Raw genomic sequence first — 22,206 nt, forward strand, 5'->3', positions numbered from 1 at the left:
GTATTTATCAAACATCAAGCTCGGCATCTGTTGCATGCTGATGAATAAAGTCTCTTCTTGGTGGTACGTCTACGCCCATAAGAAGTTCTGTCATCTGAGAAGCCATCTTGGCATCCTCGATTTCTACTGCTCTTAACATTCTGCGTTCAGGATCAAGTGTTGTCTCCCAAAGCTGCTGAGGATCCATTTCACCAAGACCCTTATATCTCTGCAGAGTGAAATTACCCTTATGAGTGTTTCTATACTTGATAAGGGCACTGTCATCATAGAGATACTCCTCTTTGCCCTTAGAAGGCATAGCTTTATAAAGCGGAGGCATAGCAATATATACATGTCCCTGATATATAAGCTCGGGCATGAATCTATAGAACAATGTTAAAAGAAGTGTGGCAATATGCTCACCATCGACATCAGCATCGGCCATGATGATGATCTTGTCATAGCGTAGCTTGTTGATGTCGAAGTCATTACCATATCCTTCTGAGAAGCCGCATCCAAAAGCGTTGATCATGGTCTTGATTTCGGCATTTGCAAGGACTTTATCAATGCTAGCCTTTTCTACGTTAAGAATCTTACCTCTGATAGGAAGGATAGCCTGATAGTTTCTATCACGAGCCATCTTGGCACTACCACCGGCAGAATCTCCCTCTACAATAAAGATCTCGCACTTTGAAGCATCCTTACTGATGCAGTTTGCAAGCTTACCATTAGAATCAAATGAATATTTCTGTTTGGTAAGCATGTTTGTTTTAGCTTTTTCTTCTGTCTTTCTGATCTTGGCAGCTTTTTCAGCGCAACCAATTATAGCCTTTAATGTTTCAAGATTTCTGTCAAAGAATCTTGTTATCTCATCGTTAGTAATCTTGGATACGATCTTGGCTGCATCCTGGTTATCAAGCTTGGTCTTGGTCTGACCTTCAAATCTAGGATCAGGATGCTTGATGGAAACAACAGCTGTCATACCATTTCTAACATCTGTACCTGTAAAGTTATTGTCTTTATCCTTGAGAATATTAAGTTCCCTAGCATACTGGTTGATGATATTTGTAAACATTGTCTTAAAGCCAGTAAGGTGTGTACCACCTTCTGCATTATAGATATTGTTACAAAAACCAAGAACTTCCTCATGAAATTCATTTACATACTGGAAAGCTACTTCAACTTCTACGCCTTCACTTTCTCCGCTAAATGAAACAACGTCATGAACAGCCTCTTTTGACTTGTTCATATCCTTGATAAAGCCAGTGATACCATCAGGCTCATGAAATTCAACATACTCCTCAATTCCAGGTCTTTTATCCTGGAAAATGATAGTAAGTGAAGGATTAAGATATGCTGTTTCATGAAGTCTTGATTTTATATCATCTTCTTTGAAACGAGTTTTCTCAAAGATAGTATCATCAGGAAGAAAACTGATAGTAGTTCCGCAAGCCTTTGTAGTACCTACAGGATCAAGCATACCGTTATTTAGCTTGGTCGTAGGGATACCTCTTTCGTATGTATCTTCGTATATATATCCGTCTTTTCTAATCTGAACCTTCATCCAGGTAGAAAGAGCATTTACAACGGATGAACCTACACCATGAAGACCACCACTTGTCTTGTAGGCGTTATTATCAAATTTACCACCGGCGTGGAGCATAGTAAGAACAACACGCTCTGCTGTAATGCCCTTAGCGTGCATTCCTACTGGAATTCCTCGACCGTTATCTTCAATTGTAGCTGAACCATCAGCTTCTAATGTCACATGAATTTGTGTGCAGAAACCTGCGAGATGCTCATCTACAGCGTTATCAACTATTTCGTAGACAAGATGATTTAAGCCTCTTGTAGAAACGCTTCCAATGTACATACCTGGGCGCTTCCTTACAGCCTCAAGACCTTCAAGTACTGTTATGCTGGAAGCGTCATATTGTTCGTATGTAGCCATTAAGTTACCCCTTTTCAAAACTTTTTATATCAAAATTATACATGGACTTTTTTGGTGACTGTTACAGCCAAAGCGCCTGGTCCAATGTGGCAGGCAACAGAAAGAGAAAGTGGATCCATATGAATATCAAATCCAGGGAAGGCTTCCTCTAACTCTTTTTTCCAATCATTTGCAAGATCAAGGTCCTGAGTATAAGCACAAGCAATGTGGAAATCCTTGGCATCCATACCGCCAAATCTATTCTCGATATCTGCCTTTATGGCGTTGATCATGATAGTCTTTCCCTGGCTGCTTGTTCTAGCCTTGGCGAATGCATCAAGCTTCTCACCCTGAATCTGTAGAACTGGCTTAAGTCTAAGAAGTGTTCCTAAAGCTGCAGCTGCAGGAGTGATACGACCTCCTTTTTTGAGGTAATACAATGTATCAAGCATGATATAGATACTAGATTCAAACTTAGTATCCATTAGAACTTTTACAATTTCTTCAGCAGAATATCCTGCGTCAGCCATGGCCTTAGCATCCAGGGCTGACTGCCTTTGAGTTACTGATATTCTCTGGTTATCAACTACGAATACTTTGCCTTCGTACTCTTCCTGCGCGATCATGTAAGCGCTCTGGCAAGAACCAGAAAGACCGCTGCTCATTGGTATATAAATGATCTGGTCATACTCTTTTAATACCTTATCCCAAAGAGTCATAAGAGAATCAGGAGTTGGCTGGCTTGTAGATACTGATGCATCTTCGCCAAGCTTTGCATAAAACTGCTCCTGTGTTAGATTAATGTCCTCAAAAAACTCTTCATTATTTATCATGAAAGGCATTGGAACAACAAAGATTCCAAGCTCCTCAGCCTGAGACTGAGTAACACCACTATTACTATCTGTGATAATTGCTATCTTTGACATACTAAAAGTAGTCGACAAAAGGCCGACAATCCTCCCATTTTTAAACTTAAACACTAGTTCTATATTACTTTTATAAAGCCATTAAGTCAACCGGATTTACAGATTTTGTATATAGCATATCTCTAATCACACCATGTTGTGGCTTGGTTAAATCCGGATCTTCTAAAAGGATCTTATCAGCATCCATGGCAGCTGCTTTTACAAGGTCACTGTCGTGGTATATGTCGCCAACTCTGAAGTTCAAATCTCCGCTCTGTCTAACCCCAAATAGATCCCCGGGTCCTCTTTGCCTCAAGTCCTCTTCTGCAATCTTAAAGCCATCATTTGACTTATTCATGATATCAAGCCTTTGTTTTGCCTCATCTGACTCTGACGTATTAAGGAAAATGCAATAAGACTGCTCTTTTCCTCTGCCTACTCTTCCTCGAAGCTGATGAAGCTGTGAAAGGCCAAATCTCTCAGCATTTTCTATCATCATAACAGTGGCGTTTGGCACATTGATCCCGACTTCGATTACCGTTGTAGAAACCAGAACATCTATATCTTTCCTTGCAAAGGCCTCCATGATCTCATCCTTGGCAGAAGGCTTCATCCGGCCATGTAGCATTTCCACCTGAATATCAGAAGGAAGGGCCGCTCTTAGCTTATCAGTATAGTCTGTTACATTCTCAACGCCGTCAAGTTCCCCTTCTTCTACCATTGGACAGATCACATAGGCCTGCCTTCCTTTTTCTACCTGGTCCTTTATGAATTTATAAGCAGTTGGCCTATAGTCAGTACCTACCACGCAGTTCTTGATAGGAAGCCTGCCTCCAGGAAGCTCATCAATAACCGAGATATGAAGGTCTCCATATAATATGATGGCCAAAGTTCTAGGTATAGGCGTGGCACTCATTGCAAGAACATGAACATTTTCTCCCTTTCCTGCCAAGGACTCTCTTTGTCTTACACCAAATCTATGCTGCTCATCAGTTACAACAAGGGCAAGGTTCTTGTAATTAACCTTTTCCTGAATAAGAGCATTTGTTCCGATGATGCAGTTAACTTCCCCTTCACTGATCTGTCTTTGGGCTTCTTTTTTATCCTTTGCAGAAAGTGCTCCTGTTAAAAGAACTGGTTTTATGCTCTTTAAGTTATATTTTTGAATGATCTCTTTGAAGCTTTCGTAGTGCTGGGCGGCTAAAACTTCAGTAGGAGCCATTAAAGCACCCTGATAACCGTTTGCAGCAGTTGTTAAAAGAGTAAGCAGCGCAATTACAGTCTTACCAGATCCTACATCACCCTGAATAAGCCTGTTCATAACGCCTTCTCCAGAAATATCATTTTTGATATCTTCCCAGGCATTCTGCTGAGCTTTTGTGAGTTTATATGGAAGCTGTTCCAAAAGTCTATTAACTTCTGAAACTTCTATCATAGGAAAAGAATTCTTTAAATCTTCCTGTGTATTTTTTAATAGACGCAGCTTTAAGACAAATAAAAGGAATTCATCATAAGCAAGACGTCTTCTTGCATTTTCTAGATATTCTCTACTTTTGGGAAAATGAATATTATAAAGAGCCTCGGAATAACCCATGAGTTCGTATTTATCTAGTATCTCTTTTGGTAGGAACTCTTCAAAAGATCCAGCTGAAGTGAATGCACCTTTAACAGCTTTCATGACAGCAGTATTTGTAAGACCTTTAACCAAAGGATATCTAGGCTGCATGCTCCTTACGATTCCCATATATTCATCAAGCTTGTACATTTTGGGCTGATTCATAGTAAAAAAAGAACCTTTTCTTTGTACTTGGCCTCTAAATACATGAGTGGTACCTGACTTAAGAGAATTCATAAGGTAAGGTGCGTTAAAATAAGTAATCTTGATCTTACCAGTCTGATCAGCAGCATCAAAAGCAATAATAGTAAGATTTCTGACTCTTCTTTTAACTACGTTACCAATGATAGTAAGCCTTACTGTATTGACTTCACCATTTATGACATCTGAAGCATTAACTATCTCATTAAAAAGGTCATAGGTTCTGGGATAGTAGCCTATCAGATCCCCACATGTTCTGATGCCGCATTTTTCAAAAAGCTTAGCAGTCTTATCTCCAACGCCTTTTAGATTTATGATGTTTTCCTCAAGTTCTCTTTTCCCCAAATCACACCTCATAATTCAATATAGAAATAAAGCCAGGCAAAAAAGCCTGGCTGAATATTTCTAAATAATTACTCTGCTGAAAGAATGTAATAATAGATTGGCTGACCACCAAACTGAAGCTCAACGTCACATCCAGGATATTCCTTGGAAATGCGTTCTTTAAGTGCTTCTGCATCCTTCTCTTCTACATCCTCACCGTAATATACGCTGATGAGCTCGAGATCTTCATTCATCATCTTAGAAAGCATCTCAAATGCTACATCTTCGATGCCAGATCCAACTGAAAGGATACCGGAATCACCGATTCCCATGTAATCGCCCTGTCTGATCTGAACATCATCAATAACTGTATCTCTTACGGCGTAAGTAACTTCACCAGTATTAACAGTAGAAATAGCATCTGTCATTGCAGCTACGTTATCTTCTACAGGAACATCAGGAACATAGTTAATGATAGCTGTGATACCCTGAGGAACTGTCTTGGAAGGAACTACTACGATCTTCTTATCTTCATCGCCATCTTCACACATGATAGCTGCCTGATTAGCTGCAAGAATAATATTCTTGTTATTAGGAAGAACTATAACAGTGTCAGCATTGACTTTAGCTACAGCATCAAGAATATCAGCTGTGCTAGGGTTCATTGTCTGACCACCTTCAATAACATAATCTACACCAAGACCTCTGAATATATCAGCAAGTCCTGAACCTGCGCAAACAGTTACAAAACCGATTTCTTTACGTGGTTCATTGGATGCAGCTTCATCTATCATCTCAACCTTGTCTCCAAGAGGAATATCATCTCCAGGAAGATATGTAGGTGTGAGCTCTGCTGCTCCATTTATCTCTGTCTTTATCTCTGCCCATGAACCATCGTTGTTCTCATGGAAGAGCTTCTCTCTATGTTCCATTCTCATGTTGTCGATCTTCATATTAGAAAGCTGGCCATACATAAGAGCTCTCTGAATAGCAAGACCAGGATCATTAGAATGTACGTGTACTTTGCAGATCTCATCATCTGCAACCATTACGATACTGTCACCAATTGACTCAAGGAAGTTCTTGAAATCAATTTCCTGCTTAACATTAAGAGGTTTTGATAAAAGAACTATGAACTCAGTACAATAACCGAACTTGATATCTGCTTCTTCCTGTACTTCATTCTTTGTAACAGGAGTTGCTGACTCTTCATTTATTGAAAGGTCAATCTCTTTGCCGAGATAACCATCAAATGCTCCCTTTAATACCTGTACAAGTCCCTGTCCGCCTGAATCAACTACACCAGCCTGCTTAAGAACAGGAAGCATATCAGGAGTCTTTGAAAGAACCTCTTCTGCATACTTGATAACTTCTGCACAGAAGAACTCAATATCTTCAGTTCCTTCTACAGCAAGCTCATGAGCCTTCTCGCTTGCTCCCTTAGCAACTGTAAGGATGGTACCTTCCTTTGGCTTCATAACAGCCTTGTAAGCTGTCTCTACAGCCTTATCGAAAGCTTCTGCCAAAATCTGAACATTAACTTCATCATTTGTCTTAACAACCTTAGTAAATCCTCTAAGGAGCTGTGAAAGAATAACACCTGAGTTACCTCTTGCTCCACGAAGAGAACCAGATGAAATTGCTTTACAGATAGCTTCCATACTAGCACTATCATTTAATGCAGAAACCTCTTTAGCTGCAGACATGATAGTCATTGTCATGTTAGTACCAGTATCTCCATCAGGAACAGGGAAAACATTAAGCTCATTTATCCATTCCTTCTTGGCCTCAAGATTCTTGGCACCAGATAAAAACATCTTTGACAGCATCTTAGCGTCAATTACATTATTACTCAAAACAAAATTCCTCCTAGACTTGCCTAAATCGAATACTTATCAATCTATCACGCGGACACCTTCGATGTAGATATTGATCTTCTCGATTTCAAGCCCGGTAAATTCTTCTACTTTATATTTGACGTTATCAATCAAGTTGTCTGAAACAGCTGAAATGCTAACACCATAAGCAACTATAACATGGAAATCTAAAACCAGTTTATTATTGTCATCAAGAGATACATTAATACCTCTTGTCATGGAATCGATCTTAAGAAGGCTTACAAGGCCATCCTTAACGTTGACGTTAGCCATTCCGACAATTCCAAAGCACTCCATAGCAACAGCACCTGCATATTGGGCAATTACTTCATTATCAATAGAAATATTTCCCATGTGAGTGTTAACCACCGAAGTCTTCATATTTGTCCTCCTTATCAGGTAGCCATAGGACCACCTTTTTAGCATACATATAGTATTATAATAGCAGTTTCTAAAAAAATAAACCATAAATTTTGTATATTTTGCTTGCAATCCGTTTTTGTTTCTGCTAATATATCAATGTTGCGGATGTAAATCCTCAATAATATCGCTATTGATTAGATTACATGGCTTATAAGGAGGTGTCAAAATGGCTAAATGTGATATTTGTGGCAAGGGCGTTCATTTCGGAAACAACGTAAGCCATTCTCATAGAAGATCTAACAGAGTTTGGAAGTCTAACGTTCAGAACGTTACATGTAAGGTTAACGGACAGTCAAAGAGAATGCACGTTTGCACAAGCTGCCTTAGATCAAACAAAGTTGAAAGAGCTTGATAATCTTAAAAATAAAAACCACCGAGTTTTCGGTGGTTTTTTTGTACTATCTTTTTAAATCTGAAAAGCAAATAATGAAAGCTTTCCAATAATAAGTTCTCTTACTATTATACCCATCTCTTCTTTTTCATTTCCGGGAATTTTAACCAGTTGTTCTATAGTAAATACCTTTTCCTTATATCCTTTAGTATTATCTCCTCTTTTTTTATAAAGAGATGTTCTTACTCTGGCTTTTAACTGTTTTAACACCTTATAATCAAAAGAATCTTTATCTAAATAATAAAGATGGCTTTCTATTGTAGTTGATGGATCAATCTTTTCGATAAGATATTTTGAAACGATAGTCTTAAATTTAAAAGGAACCATCTCATTATTTAAGAGCTCATTATAATCATAACGAGCTCCAAAATAATATCTTTCAAGATCCTGCATATAGTATTTGAAATCGTCTTCATTCACAATATTGTTCATGTCAGTTTTTCTTTTTTTCTCCGCTATCAAGATCTTCTATATTATCACCGCTAAATTTAATGGCGGATCTTATTTTATCTTCATCCCAGCCTGTTTCCTGCATAAGTTCAGCTACAGTAACTTTTCTTCTAAGGTCTTCTGCAAGCTCTGCAGCCTTGTCAGCCACTTCCTGAACAAGCTTTAAAACCTTCTGACTTCCTGCATCCTCAGCAAGATTTTCCTGGATGATATTCTCCATTGCATCAAGCATCAGTTTATAAAGAAAACTCTCAACTTCATCTGGCTCTCCAACGGCATCAAGCATTGTTACACCTTTTGTAAGAGCAACATTTCCTTCTCCGATCAGATCTTCAAGAAAAACGCCCTGATCTGAGTACATTCTTGCTACATCAACTACAAGTGGAAGATACATTTCGATAAGCTTACTTTGTGCATCCTTATCTCCTGCTATTGCAGACATCGCAATTGCTTTCTTTTCACCATCAGAATATGTAGGAAGAGCTTCAAGGCTTTCGATATAGTCCTGAAGGTAATTCTTTTCTTCGGTAGAAAGGCCTTCATCTGTATCAACTGCTTCTCCATCTACGGAGATTTTATGATTCTTGAGGTATTCAAATACCATCTCGAACTGCTTATCATCAAAATCAAGTTCTGAAAACGCTTCTTTTACCTGCTCACTTGTGATAACATTCTTATTTTCTCTGGCAAATCTTGTGACCTGCTTTAATATTTCTGCAAATTCTTTTTCTTTATTATCAATATTTCCCATTACTACTCCAAATTATTTAATATGCTGATGTGTAAATAAATGATCCTGGCAATATTCATAGTTGCCATTACATTTTGAACAGAATCTGAACTCTGCGCTTGGATCACTTATTTCTGTCTTGCCGCAAACTGCGCATTTATGCCTTGTGATTCCTGGTGGTACGATCTTAGTATTTTTTTTAAATTCATTTCTTCTCTTAACTTCAGAAGGCTTTAAATGATGAGCTTTACCAAGCGAGATATAGAATAAAAGAAGGTTGATAAGCTGTAAAAGAACTGCAAACAATGTAGCATAATCAAGGGCAAATAAAGCAATTAACACTTCTATAACCATTCCCACGCCATAAAGAATTCCAAGATATTTAACCTTTACAGGAATAATGAACATCAATAGTACCTGTAAATTTGGATAACAGATTGCAAAAGCAAGAAATACTATTGTCTGTATATGTGTTGTAGAAAATAGTAAAGAAGCAAGATTTAACTCATATGCAAAATCTTGTGTACCAAAGCCAAGCTGCAGTCCATAAAAGAAATATGTAAGAAACGCAGCAAGAATCATAAAAAGACAACCTGCAAAAATAAATACATTGTATCTAAAGGTTCCTAGAGTCTTCTCCATTGTATTACCAACGAAGTAGTAAAAAAGTAAAGTGATGATGGTTAGCAGGTTAAATCTTCCCATAGGAATGATCACCCATGTAAATAATCTCCATATCTGACCTTGCAAAACAAGATTTGGATCAAGAGTCATATATGATAAGATTCCAGTTCCATTTCCTACTATGCTTATCATATATCCAATTATATATAGTCCGATAATATACATAGTAAGATTTGGAATAGCATATTTTCCAATCTTCCTCTCAAGGTTATTAAGGAATTTGTTCATTTAGTTAAAACCTCATTTCAAGTATTTAACAGCTCTGAAATATTCTTCATGAGAGAAGGTGTATCATTTGTAAAAGGAATAATAGGTGTATCCGCCTTTGCAGGATCATCTATCATTTTTAATCTTTTACTGAGCTCGTTATCTCCATTATTATAGACATCGCTGTTCATAAGCACAAGGTCAAAATAATCAGAATGAGCCGCTTTTATCTTTTCATAGGCCTCAAATTCATCAAGTGCTATCTGAATTTCAAAGCCTACTTTCTTCATGATCTTGCTGACAAAGAGCTGATTTGGAAGACTGTCTTCCAATACAAGTACTCTCTTACCTGAGAAATTATATGAATCAATTTCTGCTTCGTTTTCATTTGATCTAGCTTTAGATTTTGTGTTGATAAGAAGTGGAACTTCGACAGTAAACTCAGATCCCTTGCCTTCAATAGAAAAGACATCTATCGTTCCTTCCATCATATCAACTATCTTCTTGCATATGGCAAGTCCAAATCCTATTGTATGGAAATTCTTGAAATTTGCACGTTCCTTGGCATATGGATCAAAAATGGAATTGATTATATCCATACTCATTCCTGGTCCATTATCTTTTATCTGGAACATAAATCTTGCTTTCTCAGGATCGTAGGATGTAATCTCTTCAACATTCATGACAAGAAGGCCTTCAGCAGGAGTATACTCAATAGCATTTGTAAGTATATTTATGAGAACCTGAGTAAGTCTTATTCTGTCCGTCAAAACATCAGGATGCTTTATATTTCGATAGTTTACACTGATAATGTGCTTCTTTTCTTCCATTGATTCAGAAGTAACAGTTCTAACGTCCTTGATGATCTCATAGATGTTTACTGGTGTATTTTCAAGCAGGACCTGACCGCTTTCAATCCTGCTAAGGTCCAGGACATCATTTACAATATTAGAAAGACATTTAGCACAAATATCGATCCTGTCGACAAAAACAATAGTTTCTTCTTTACTGTTTGAATGCTTAATGAGATCCACAAGTCCTTCAGTCGCATTGATATAAAATCTTAGATTTTCACTATAATTACTTAAGAAATTAGTTTTCTCGAAACTTGTTTTTTGTATATCGAGTTTTTCTGATTCTTTTTCCTTGATCCTTCTGCGGGTTCTGTTTATGTCTCTGACGCTAAGAGCAATTATTGCAGATAAAAGAACAACAATGATGATAAACACGCCAAAGAAATGATCATTTATAAAATCCTTGAAGGTATAAGCGCTCATAGCATCCATATATTTGTAAGAAAGATTTTGGATATACTCATCTCCTACAACATGGACACCACGGTTAATAAGTTTTAACAGGCCTTCATTACCAATCTTGACACCAATGCATCTGTCATCACTAAAGCTTAATTGTCTAAAGGACAAATTCCTGTAATCGTTCTTTTTTAAGAAGGTGTTGGTTCTGATACCATTAAGAGTTGTAAATGAAACTTCGCCTTTAACCACTGCATTCAAACACTCTTCAATTGAAGAATAGTAAGAAATTGAAGCCTCAGGAAAGTGTGTCTTTACATAGTAATACTGCATCTTATTGTTCTTGTTTACAGCAAAATCAGATACAGGAGTTCCCAGAAAATCAACTCTGTATATAAGATCGGTAAGTGAGGAAACAAGTGGATTTGAAAGGTAAATACCATCTTCTTCTGAGTAATAAAGTCCACCGCCTACAGGAAAAGCGATATCTACTTCATCACTTGTAAGGCCTTTGATTAGTTCGTCATAAGAATCATAACCCACATATCTGACAACAATATCCGGAATATTCAGCTCTTTAAATAATGCCGGTACAAGCTCACATATCATACCGGTAACATGACCATCCTTATCAGTACCACTATATGGCAGATAATTATTGAGATAACCTACTGTAATAGTCTGATGTGAATTGATCCAGTCTTTTTCTACTTTACTGTAGGCTCTACTCGAAAGTGTAACCGGATAATACTTATTTCTAAGGGTTGCAACGTAATTTGGTTCCTCAAAAGAAAGCTGCTCCTGGGCGTCATTTAATTCTTTTAGCAAATAAGGCTTACCAGGGCAAACGCCAATGTAATAATCTGATTCACCAAAAGAAAAAAGATACTCTGCATGTCTTCTGTCGTAGATACCGTCATTTTCAGCTGCAAGAATATCAATCTGCTTTTTGTCAAAGGCATTTAGCAGCGTGCTGTAATCTGTATAAGTTATAATTTGGGCGTTTATTCTATGGTTTGAAATATAATTATTTAGAATATCATAGATAGCACTATCAAGGACACCAATAGTTTTTCCATTAAAAGAACGAGGATCTATAGTTATATCCTTATCAAAATCATGCTTTACAAAACTATACTTTTCTGACCCCATTGATTTTTCGGGAAAAAGAATAATGCTAGATCTTTCTGATGTATAAGCAAGACCTGCAACAAAATCAACTTCACCCTTAAGGAGCATCTGATAGATTTCTGAAAAATCGCCATAAACATATTCATATTCCCATCCAGTATATTCAGAGAGTTTACGATAATATTCATATGCGTAGCCACTTTTAACGGCATTATCTGAGGCACCATCTTCAAAGACCTCATTTTCATAGTAACCGACACGAACCTTCTTGGTATAAGCACTAGATGCATTACAATTAATTGGAAAATAAGTGAATGAGATCAAAAAACAAAGAATAAAAAGAATTAGACTTTTTGTCTTATTTTTTACCATAACCTTTATCCCCTCCATTAAGGTTATACAACATTTTAATCATACCATTATTTAGACAATAAAAAAAGCCCCACATAACGCAATTTCGCATTATGCAAGGCTCTGGATCTAAATGATCATCTTACGATCCTGATATCAGTAAGGGCAACTTCATCTCCTGTAAGGGCTACGTATACCTTGTCGTTATGATCACGAAGAATAGTTGTGTTATCAATAGATATGCCTAGAGTTTCAGTAACTGTCTCGACCTTATTACCCCTCTTCATGAAAAGAACCGAGTATTCAAGGCCTTCTTTATTGATCTCTCTCCACTTATCCCAGCCAGGGAAGCTTTCTTTTTTCTTCATGTTAAAGTTGTTATCTGCAAAAGAACTATTTCCGGAAATCTCACCATTTAGCTTAATAAGGGTATATTCTTTATATCCTTCTCCGAAAACCTTCCCATCATCTGAATAGAAAATAACTACATAAGGACAATGCCATACAAGATTAGATGAAGGAAGGCTAAGGGAATGAAAATCAATCCTAAACTCTTCATCTATCAGAACGCTCTTTGTATAAGCTGATCTAGTCTTGTCTATTTGAATATTTGGTATATCTGATTCAAGTCTGTCAGTATAAATGAGAGAATCAGAAATCTTGGCAATTGAAAGTGAATCAATCCTGGTATCGGTCTTCTTATAAGCAATATTCTTGATATAACAGTTTTCGCCAGTAAGTCCTATATAAGCTGATTTTGAATTATCATAGAGTGATATGATAGCAGATACAGTGCAGCAGCTGTTTGTCATTTCAATTTTAATGTGATCATCATATTTTGAAGCTGTTATCTCATACATTCCAAATGCATCATATTCAGACCTGTTTTTGTGTTCAATAACCTTAACTTCCATGTTCCTTGCGGAAGTAGAAACATATTTTCCATCTGGCCATATCTCTGCATATTCCTGGTATCGATAAGCCTTAACTGCTCTTGGATTAGTGTGATGATGCATATCATAGGAATCAAATACAATTATTGAAGGCGTAGAGAACTCCCCCTCTTTATGTTCTATAGGTTCGGCCTCAAACTGAATTATGGTGATCATATCAGTTAATTCAATTCCAGTCGAAACCTTTTCCTTATACAGTTTGCACTGGATCTCAGTTTCTCTAACGCTTTTATCAGCCTTAATTAAATTTTCTTTATCCATAAGATGGATCATGATATTTGCATAGATCGGATCATAGATGATTCCAGCATTCTTAATAAACTCTTCCCTCATGATGATATAAGGAAGGGCCTCCTCATCATCGCCGCCTCCGGTCATTTTAATATATGATTCTGCTACAGCTATTATCCTTGCAGCCTGTGGAATATTATTGCCTTTCAAGCCATCTGGATAGCCACTGCCGTCATAGTTTTCGTGGCAATATTTAGCGGCATTTTTTAGGAATGGATATTCATCAATGCCTGATAATATATTACTGCTAAGAATAGGAATTTCTTTTATCAAAAGTTCGTCTGCAGGACTTGGCGCATTCTTATTTAGAATCACTACATCAGGAAGACAGAGTGTTCCAACATTATATAAAAGAGCTGCATAATAAACTTCATCACATTTATCCGGCTCATTTCCTGCACCTTCAGCAATTGCTCTTGCAAGATTAGCCAGATTGAATATATAACCTTTCTCGTAGATACCCTTTTGTTCCATTGCTTTAACAAAAGAATTAGCTGTCTGATTAAAGAGCCTTTTCATGCGCAGCTCATCTTCTTTTAGCTTACCAATCTCTATCTGATGAGCTCTGGCAACCGTTCTATTGATATCAAGATAAGCAAATATATAAAGGGATATAGAAACAGCAACCAGCGACATATTTACTATGGAAATTCCATAAGTAAAAATCTGGATCAAAGCAACAGTTATAGGAACTGTAATATATAAAATAAGAGAAATATAGATCAGTTTACTAAAGAATCTTTTAAATCTAACGATGACAGAATATTGAATAAACGGGCAAACAACAGGCAAAATATAACAGAGTAAGAATCCCTTACCTCTGTGATAGATATTATTTTCATCGATATAGTAAATAAAGTCATTAAACTGAGAAGCTACTACTAAAAGCAACTGGATCAAACAGCCAATAGTAACAAATTGAAGTCTTTTTGGAATCTTGTAACTTTTATCATAATCTTTGATAAGATTTATGATGTAGTAATTGAAGATCAGGATAACAGCAGTTGTCATGAAGAATACTAAGAAATTGCTGACCCTGACCATAATATAGCCGGTTTTGGTCAATACACCTGAATAAAGGTATGCCTGCCTGTCAAATAAAAGAAGGAATGTGGCGCTCAGCTCCATATAGAGAAGAATAGTCTTTCGTCTTTTATCCAAAGATTGGGTAAAACAAAGTAAGACAACAAAAGAAAGACACGCTGCAGACAAAGCTAACATAATATCTAATTGATACGTTCTTATGAAATCAAACATAAATCGCATCTCCTTAAATTATGCGCTGTGCATAATAAAGAACTCCTTGAGCTTTTCCAAAAGCTCTTCTTTCTTGATATCCTTAAGAAAATAACCTTCAGGTCTTAAGGAAACAACTGCCATTACGCTTTCTTTATCACTTTTACCAGTAAGGAAAAATACTGGAATTGAACTTGTTTCAGGATCGCTTCTTAGCATTTCAAGTACCTGAGGTCCACTTGTTACAGGCATTTCATGGTCTAAAAGGATAAGATCAACCTTATTTTTGCCAAGGTATTTAATGGCCTGTAAACCAGAATTAGCCATAAAAACTCTGTATGAATCCTTGAGCCACTGTCTGACAAGCGATAGGTACTGAGGGTCATCATCAACGATCATGATGCTCTTTTGGAATTCGCCAGAATTTGATTTATCAAAAAATGCCTTTATAGCAGTGATAAATTCATCATTATTTACAGGTCTTACGAATTTCTTATAGATAAGATCTGCATTCATCTGCTTAGTTGTATAATCAATCTCTGCTTCCTCACCTACAAGAAGGATCTTATAATCATTTTGAGACACCATATCGATAAGGAAATGAAGTGTATCCTCTTTTTGCTTGATACCGTCATCCAGGTAAAGAACAAAAAGCGTTGCGGCATCCTTTACTGCATTTAGATCATTAACTGTAAAGGGAACAAATTGACCGTCTACTCTGTTTGAGCAGACTTTTTCGATAAGTGCCCTCAAAATAAATGATTCTTTTTCTGCTGTAAAGACTACCTTTTTGAATATTGATGTGTTTTCCATGATGTTTCCCCTTTACTTTAATATAAGATCTTCCATGCCTTCCCAATCAAACTTCTTTAGTAATCTGTTTAATTCACTTATCTTATTTGCATCTTCCTCAGGAAGAAGATATTTAGTAAGATTATTAACTATCATCTCTACTGAATCATAATCCATTTGAGGTATAAGTTCTGCAAGAGCTTCATAGGCATCCTTAAGATTTTCTTCAGTTATCATTTCCTTTTCTGTGTTATCATCCTGCTTGGCGATTATTCTGGATAGCTTATCCTTATATTCATTATACTGCTTTAGGAAGTCATCTGTCTTAGCACTGATAAACGTTATATCTTTTTGATTTCCGGCATCTTCAAGACTCTTTGCAAAATTAGAAAGATCAAGAGCACCAATGATCCTGCAGGAACTCTTAAGAGCATGAACCTTGATAGTATAAAGTCTTATATTGTCGCTTTCATAAGCGTCTTTGATAAGCTTTGTATTTTCATCGATAGTTTCAAGGAAAAGATCAAGTGCATACAAAAAGCCTGCAACACCGCCAGAATTCTTTATACCCTCTTCTACATTTATACCTTCTACGTCATAGATCCAAGACATATCTTCCGGAATCTCTGTAAGCTCTACTGGAACATCTTCCTCTGAAGGCTTTTCCATCTTGCTCTCAGGAAGATGTTTCATAATGGTCTTTTCAAGAGATTCACCATCAACAGGCTTTCCCAAAAATCCATTAAATCCCTTGGATAAATAGAAATCTTCACCAGCAACTGAATTTGCGGTAAGGGCGTAAACAGGGATGTCTGGTTTAAATTCTCTTATAATGGCAAGTGTCTCAATTCCGTCAAGGCCAGGCATCATATGATCAAGGAATACCACGTCATAATCATTATCCTTAAGCTTATCGATTGCCTCTTCTCCACTATCAGCAGTTGTAACAAATACCTTGGTTGCTTTTAACAATCCCTTGAATACGTTAAGGTTCATAGGATTATCGTCAACAACAAGGATATCTGCATCAGGAGCTACAAACTTAGGAACATAGTGTCCGCTTGCCTTGCTTTCTTCTAAAACAAAAGCACCAACAGGAGATTCATCAGCAATTATCTGTTCAAAGGTAAAAATAAATTCTGAACCTTCTCCATAAACGCTCTCACACCATAGATTTCCACCCATGAGCTCTGCAAATTTTCTTGAGATATTAAGTCCAAGACCAGTTCCCTGAATAGAACTGTTCTTTTCTTCATCAAGACGCTCATATGCAGTAAAGAGCTTTTCCATGTCTTCTTCTTTAACGCCCATTCCTGTATCTTTTACAGAAATCCTTATCTGTGCCTTAGCTCCATTTCTTTCATACATAGATACATTAAGGCAGAAACCTCCCTTACTCGTATATTTAACCGCATTGGTAAGTATATTCAAAACAACCTGTTTTATCTTTCCTGCGTCACCATAAAGTCTCTTAGGAAATATCTCATCAACAACAACATCAAATGAAAGGCCTTTTTCATTACTCTTAATCTTGATCATGGAAATAATAGAACGCAGCATATCTGCTGTATCATATTCCTGTTCCACAAGGTGCATCTTGCCGGATTCAATTTTGGAAATATCCAGCAGATCATTAATAAGACCAAGGAGTGAATCTGCGGCGTTTCTAATATCAAAGGCGTAGTTCATCATGGACATGTAGTAGCCCTTAGGAACATTGGCAGAATCCTCTCTTAGAATCATCTCATTCATACCCAAAATGGTATTGATAGGCGTTCTTATTTCATGAGAAATATTTGCAAGGAATCTCGACTTTGCTTCGTTTGCTTTTTCTGCTTCTTCCTTTGCTCTTGTGATCTCAGCATATTGCCTACTGATGACTGTGGTTCTAAGCGTCCACCAAACGATAAGACCTGTAATAATCGCAAATACAAATACCGTCAGCACTCTTACGAATATAAGTTCATCGATTCTTGCAGATTTTTTTATTCTATATGCATTATCCTGTATTACTTCACCTGTTGAAGAATTCAAAAGTTGAATATGAACCTTATAATTTCCATATGGAAGATTTGTAAATTCCATTGGAACAAGTTCATCTCTATTATAGGTAACTCCATCATCCTTGCCGCCTTCAAGATAAAGACGAATTGTTGGATTGACCATAGTGTAGTCCATTACTGAAGGCGTTATCTGTACGCGGCGACTGGTAGATGGAATATTATAGACCCCGTCTTTATCAGGAAGAACATACTCTTTATTGCAATAGACAGACTTTATGCCCACTAATACATGTTCATTCTTTTCAAAATAATTATTGATATTTACGCCTATCAGGCCATATCTTCCTGGAATATATAGATTTCCTTCATTATCAATATAGCCAAAAGAATTACCAGTAATTGCAAAAGGAAGACCGTTTGCAAGTGTATATAGCCTGTAATCAGTTACATTATCCTGCATCATATCATCTGCTTTTACTTTGTAAATTCCATAAGATGATAATATCCAGGCATTATCTTCATCATCAAAATATATGTCATAGTTATTATTATAAGGGAAAGTGGTAACTTCGTAGATCGTTTTGTCCTTCATATATTGGATAGAGTTTGAGGTTATGATCCAGATCAGCTGCCTCTTTTCATCTTTGACAATTCGCATGACAACATCACTAGTAAGTCCCTCTTCCCTATCTATCTTATTGATATCATCTCCGTCAATTGCATAGATTCCATCACCGTCCGATCCGGCAAAGATAATTCCTTCGTTTCCCTCGACCAAAGTAAGGAATACAGGATTTTTGATACCATCTTTAGATGTGAATTTTTTGATAACTTTATCATTTTCAATAATGGCTATTCCGCCGTTAGTTGCGGCAATAATGCCACCATCTTTTGAAACGATGATGGTCCTTACCTGATTATCAGGCATTCCAGTACTTTTATCAAAAGACTTTATTTCTTTTTCTGCAGAATAACATACAAGTCCCAGATCATGATTGAATGTTGCGACCCAGAGATTGCCTTTTTCATCAGATATAATATCTCTAACCCTGGCGTCCCCAATATACTCTGTAAGCTCATTCTCAATACTTTCGCCATTTTTATCAACAATCTTTAAGCCGCTATTAGTTCCTATGTACAGATTTTCGTTGAACTTGTATGCTGCATTTGTAACTTCTGATGGGAGGCCAGCTTTTTCTGTTATGTTGATGAAATTATTGGTGACAAGCTTCATGACCCCTTGTGTAGACGAAGCAACCCACATATTTCCCTGATAATCAGAGGTTGTCATTTCAATTCCGCTTGTAAGCGGCAGGTTTTCAAAAAGATGGAAGTTACTATCTTCATCAATGTATCCAAGCATATTTATAGATGACACCCAAACTCTTCCACAGTCATATGAAAGCCAATGGGTCTCGCTGATTGGAGATACATCAATCCTTTTCATATTCTCTTTTTTGTCACCAAATTTTCCGTAATATACATAGGAACCTTCAGTGCCGATATATACCATATCTTCTTTGTGCGGGTCAGCCAAAATAGATGTTATCTTCTCAAATCCAAGGACCTTGTGATCATACATTTGAGAAATTTTGCAATCATCTATAGCAAAGATAAGTCCGTTTGTGGCCTGCCCATAAATTGTCCCTGAAGGGCTTTTGTCCATTTTAAGGACTCTTTCATCAGCAATCTTATATCTTGTAAGGAAATGTACTTCATACGCAGGATCAATATAGCAAACACCTGAAGTCGTACCAACAAAGATATTTCCTGAATTATCTTCTGCAAAAATTCTGATGGATGAGGAAGTAAGACCGTCTTTATAAGTAAAATGTCTGCTTTCGTTTCCGTCAACAACAACTACACCGTTATCATTTGTTCCTACCCAGATTCTGCCTTTGCTATCTTCAAATATTGCCCTGGCACTTGTTAGGCCTTCAATTCCTTCTATTCTGTCAAAAGAACTGCCATCATATTTGAACACACCACTATAACCTCCAACGTAAATATGTCCGTCGGAAGCACCAAGAATAAACATGGCGTCAGATGTAGGAAGTCCATTTGAAGAGTCATAAATTTTAGTAGAAAAAGATGATCCTTCTATTTGACCTGTAGCTGCAAAACCGCCACCATAAATCTTGTATTCATTCAGTTCATCGCTTTCCTTGGCATAAGAAATTAACTGGCTACTATTGCCAGCTGCAAGGAAAAATAAAATTGATAGAAGCAGCAATATTTTCTTCACAGATATTCTCCGTTAAACACTATGGTTATATTTGCCAAGAACAACCTTTACTTCATCTAGTGAATCAAGTAATACTTCTACACACTTTGGATCAAACTGCTTTCCAGATTCTTCCTTTATGATAGAAAGAGCTTTATCCAAAGAAAAAGCCTGTTTATAAACTCTAGGAGATGTTAACGCATCGAATACATCAGCAACTGCCATTATGCGGGCTGATAACGGAATAACCTCTCCATGAAGGCCTTCGGGATAACCCTTACCATCCCATCTTTCATGGTGATAAGCGGCCATATTCCTTGCTTCCTTAAGGTAACTTTCTCCCTTAACAGTATTGATTGTCTTCTCAATGATCTCTCTACCTGCAGTTGTATGTGTCTTCATAATTGCAAACTCTTCGTCTGTAAGCTTGCCCGGTTTATTAAGAATCTTATCTGAGATATTTATCTTTCCAATATCATGCAAAGGAGCACTTCTGACACAATTTGATATGAACTTAGGATTTATCTTTTCCGGATAATATCCCTTTCTATATAATCCTTCTGATATGATCCTTACATACTCAGAAGTTTTCTGAACGTGTGCACCTGTATCAGAGTCTCTGCTTTCAACCATATCCGCCATGGTGATAATAAGACCATCTTGCATCTTCATGGTTGAATCAGAAATTCTGCGGACATTTCTGATGATCTCAGTCTGATTTAATGCCATGTCACAGATTATGTGATACATTTTTTCAAGCTCGTCTTCTGTCTGAATATTGATAGTCCTCATTTTCTTTACAGCTGCATCAAGCTTTTTCTGGTCATCTCCAGCTTCAATGAACTCTTCAATACTTTTTTCTATACTGTTGATAGGATAAACCATTAGTGTTCCAGCCATCCACATACCAAAAGCAAATATAAGAATGAAGAAGGATGACATGATAAGGACTACGCGCATAATAAATTTAGTCATATATCGTGTCATATATTCAAGTGATACGCCAGCACAGGCATAGCCTCTACAGATACCGTTATTATCAGTTATTGGACAATATGAAGTTAATACCCAACCTGACAATCCATCTGTTTCTATGGTTCCAATTTCTGTTCCATCCAAAAATCCCTTTACATATGGGAGAAGTTCCTTATCAAATGGAACAAATTCTCCAGCTTTATGACTAGTACCATCTTCTTTATCTGCGTCAAAAACGTAATAATAACCATCTTTTGTCATCTTGACTATGTACAGATAGTCTACGCCAATAGCATTTGTTTTAATGGTATTAATAAAAAGCTTGGTCTGAGTATATTCAAGGGAAAATTCACTTTTTTCAATGTAATCATCAATTTTGTATGGATCAATAAAACTTGCAGCGTAACTAGCTGCATTTAATGCTGATTCAGCTCTTTCTTCTTTAGAATTATCATAATAAAGCCCGATTCCAACCCAGCACATAATACCTGTAAGGGAAATGGCACAGACAAATAACATAAATGTCAATCTGACACTTAATGAATGTTTAATATCCTTACTGACTTTTCCAAGCTCTTTTGTCTCTTCTACTGTAAGAGGTTTTTGTCTCCAGGCGGAATTTTTGATACCAAGGCGTATTTTTTCCGGCACCACATAGAATATAAAAAGAGCTACAGTAATAGATATTGCTTTATCAAAGATATTGATAAATATTTCGATGAGGATATAAGAAATAAGATCACTAACGCCAGCTAAGTCAGTTATAGCTTCTATTGAATCAATGATTGCTGTGTTTTGTGGATTTCCCAAAAAGAACCACTGAATAAGCGCACTTGTTACGCCGCTCATGGCACCAATTGAAATAACAAATAGAGTTATCTTCTTAACTCTTTTATAGTGTTCTTCTCTGAAGAACCAAGCTGTAAAAATTGCTACAAGAGCATTGATAAAACCAAAATAAATATTAGCTCTATAGAAGACTGTTGCAAAAACGTTAGTTACAACACCACATAGAATTCCTGGAAATATACCACCTATCGATGCTACTATCATGGTTCCGGTAGTATCCAAAAAAATAGGTAGTTTTAATTTATTTGCAAAATATGCAAACAATACATTAGTTACTATGCCAATGTTTATCAGAAGAATTCTGCAGAAAACATTATATTTTGATTTGCTTATCGATATTTTCAATTAAAATCCTCCATTGGATAGAAACTCCATTCATAATAGATTATAGCATATTGCAAACGCTCATTCGCTTATTTGTATTATATTTTA

14 protein-coding genes are annotated in these 22,206 nt (G+C 36.7%); 1 reads left to right on the forward strand and 13 read right to left on the reverse strand.

The features are described 5' to 3' along the window. Positions 1-7 precede the first annotated feature (7 nt). The 5 genes from bhn_RS07420 to bhn_RS07440 all read right to left on the reverse strand — a co-directional run bounded on the left by bhn_RS07420 (position 8) and on the right by bhn_RS07440 (position 7,212). On the reverse strand, positions 8-1,930 hold the full coding sequence (locus bhn_RS07420) for a DNA gyrase/topoisomerase IV subunit B (RefSeq protein WP_071176094.1): 1,923 nt from the start codon (positions 1,928-1,930) through the stop codon (positions 8-10). Between the two features lie 35 nt (positions 1,931-1,965). After that, the gene (locus bhn_RS07425; protein WP_071176095.1) at positions 1,966-2,835 is read right to left on the reverse strand and encodes a DegV family protein; all 870 of its coding nucleotides are present in this window, start codon (positions 2,833-2,835) and stop codon (positions 1,966-1,968) included. A 70-nt stretch (positions 2,836-2,905) separates the two neighbouring features. Further along, positions 2,906-4,975, reverse strand: coding sequence for an ATP-dependent DNA helicase RecG (gene recG, locus bhn_RS07430; RefSeq protein ID WP_083385821.1), 2,070 nt, complete (start codon positions 4,973-4,975; stop codon positions 2,906-2,908). A gap of 68 nt (positions 4,976-5,043) precedes the next feature. Further along, the gene (locus bhn_RS07435; protein WP_071176097.1) at positions 5,044-6,810 is read right to left on the reverse strand and encodes a DAK2 domain-containing protein; all 1,767 of its coding nucleotides are present in this window, start codon (positions 6,808-6,810) and stop codon (positions 5,044-5,046) included. Positions 6,811-6,849: 39 nt separating this feature from the next. Next, positions 6,850-7,212: an Asp23/Gls24 family envelope stress response protein gene (locus bhn_RS07440; protein ID WP_071176098.1), complete on the reverse strand. Its 363-nt coding sequence runs from the start codon at positions 7,210-7,212 to the stop codon at positions 6,850-6,852. A 208-nt stretch (positions 7,213-7,420) separates the two neighbouring features. Between bhn_RS07440 and rpmB the strand changes: the two genes are divergently transcribed. Then, positions 7,421-7,606, forward strand: coding sequence for a 50S ribosomal protein L28 (rpmB, locus tag bhn_RS07445; protein ID WP_071176099.1), 186 nt, complete (start codon positions 7,421-7,423; stop codon positions 7,604-7,606). A 54-nt stretch (positions 7,607-7,660) separates the two neighbouring features. Here rpmB and bhn_RS07450 read toward each other — a convergent pair whose 3' ends face one another. From bhn_RS07450 to bhn_RS07485, 8 genes are all read right to left on the reverse strand, one after another. Next, positions 7,661-8,065 (reverse strand): hypothetical protein, encoded by a 405-nt coding sequence (locus bhn_RS07450; protein ID WP_148661928.1) that lies wholly within the window; start codon positions 8,063-8,065, stop codon positions 7,661-7,663. A 13-nt stretch (positions 8,066-8,078) separates the two neighbouring features. Continuing rightward, complete coding sequence (locus tag bhn_RS07455; RefSeq protein ID WP_071176101.1) at positions 8,079-8,846, reverse strand: RNA polymerase sigma factor region1.1 domain-containing protein; 768 nt, start codon at positions 8,844-8,846, stop codon at positions 8,079-8,081. A 12-nt stretch (positions 8,847-8,858) separates the two neighbouring features. After that, a complete protein-coding gene (locus tag bhn_RS07460) occupies positions 8,859-9,737 on the reverse strand; it encodes a hypothetical protein (protein ID WP_071176102.1) in 879 nt (292 codons plus the stop codon). 17 nt (positions 9,738-9,754) lie between these two features. Beyond that, positions 9,755-12,472 (reverse strand): ATP-binding protein, encoded by a 2,718-nt coding sequence (locus bhn_RS07465; protein ID WP_071176103.1) that lies wholly within the window; start codon positions 12,470-12,472, stop codon positions 9,755-9,757. Positions 12,473-12,588: 116 nt separating this feature from the next. After that, positions 12,589-14,856 carry an HD-GYP domain-containing protein gene (locus bhn_RS07470; protein WP_236845895.1) on the reverse strand — a complete coding sequence of 756 codons (2,268 nt, stop codon included), beginning with the start codon at positions 14,854-14,856 and terminating at the stop codon, positions 12,589-12,591. Between the two features lie 114 nt (positions 14,857-14,970). After that, positions 14,971-15,744, reverse strand: a complete 774-nt coding sequence (locus tag bhn_RS07475) for a response regulator (protein ID WP_071176105.1) — start codon at positions 15,742-15,744, stop codon at positions 14,971-14,973. 12 nt (positions 15,745-15,756) lie between these two features. Further along, positions 15,757-19,971 (reverse strand): hybrid sensor histidine kinase/response regulator, encoded by a 4,215-nt coding sequence (locus bhn_RS07480; RefSeq protein WP_071176106.1) that lies wholly within the window; start codon positions 19,969-19,971, stop codon positions 15,757-15,759. 12 nt (positions 19,972-19,983) lie between these two features. Beyond that, a complete protein-coding gene (locus bhn_RS07485) occupies positions 19,984-22,119 on the reverse strand; it encodes an HD domain-containing phosphohydrolase (RefSeq protein WP_071176107.1) in 2,136 nt (711 codons plus the stop codon). Positions 22,120-22,206: the final 87 nt, after the last annotated feature.

Origin of the sequence: Butyrivibrio hungatei (assembly GCF_001858005.1) — a bacterium.
Lineage (GTDB): Bacteria > Bacillota > Clostridia > Lachnospirales > Lachnospiraceae > Butyrivibrio > Butyrivibrio hungatei.